This is a genomic window from Oleiphilus sp. HI0132 (genome assembly GCF_001635845.1).
In genome coordinates, this window is the sequence record NZ_LWGJ01001412.1 from 1 (window position 1) to 889 (window position 889).

General features: G+C 41.6%; 1 protein-coding gene. It reads left to right on the plus strand.

Features of this window, described 5'->3' with window-relative positions; genetic code table 11:
* Nucleotides 1-643, plus strand: a 643-nt coding sequence (locus A3766_RS21555) for a DUF1329 domain-containing protein (RefSeq protein WP_156509036.1), incomplete at its 5' end; no start/stop codon positions are given.
* Between the last annotated feature and the right edge of the window lie 246 nt (nucleotides 644-889).

Sequence of the window (889 nt, forward strand, 5' to 3'; positions counted from 1 at the left end):
AGTTCACGAAACTATGGATCAGGTTAAAGACAAACGAGGTGCGTGGGACTATAACTCAGGCCAGCGTCGAGTGAGACGTGCTCCAAACTTGGCTTATGATTCCCCCATTGCTTCGTCTGACAACACGCGTACTGCAGATGATACAGATATGTACAATGGAGCCCCTGATCGATATAACTGGGACTACAAAGGTGTTAAGGAGTTTTTCATTCCTTATAACAATTATAAGGTCGGTCAGAAAGGTGTTCAATACGATGACTTGGTTATGCCGGGTCACTTAAATCCTGAATATGTTCGCTGGGAACTGCATCGTGTACATGTTGTCGAAGCTACTTTGAAGAAAGGGGCTCGTCATATCTATAAAAAACGTGTGTTCTATGTTGATGAAGACAGCTGGGGAATTGCTATGGTGGATCAGTACGATAACCGTGGTGAACTTTGGCGAGTCAGTAATGCGCTCTTAAAGAACTATTATGAGTTGCCAGGCGTTTGGTCCAGTGGTGATGTATATCACGATCTACAAGCACGTCGTTATAGTGTGAATGGTCTATACTCAGAAGAAAAACAGGCACCTGTATTTGAAAATAAGGTACCAAACAAGCGTTACTTTAAGCCTTCGTCATTAAGACGTAGAGGCCGATAACAAAATATAGACATAGAGCAAGGGAGCTCTTCAGCTTGCTTAAAAAGAAACTCAAAATAGGCATGTGTTGTTTTAATATTCACTGAATATGGGCCGCTATTGTATAGGCGGCTTTCGTGGTTAATGTTGAAATGTCTAATATTGAGGGTGTCTGATGGGATATATTCAAATGTACAAGGTTGATAAATGAACAGTCTACTGTCTAGGTTAAAAGTTGGTGTTCTGGCTAGCTCATTGAGCGTTGTA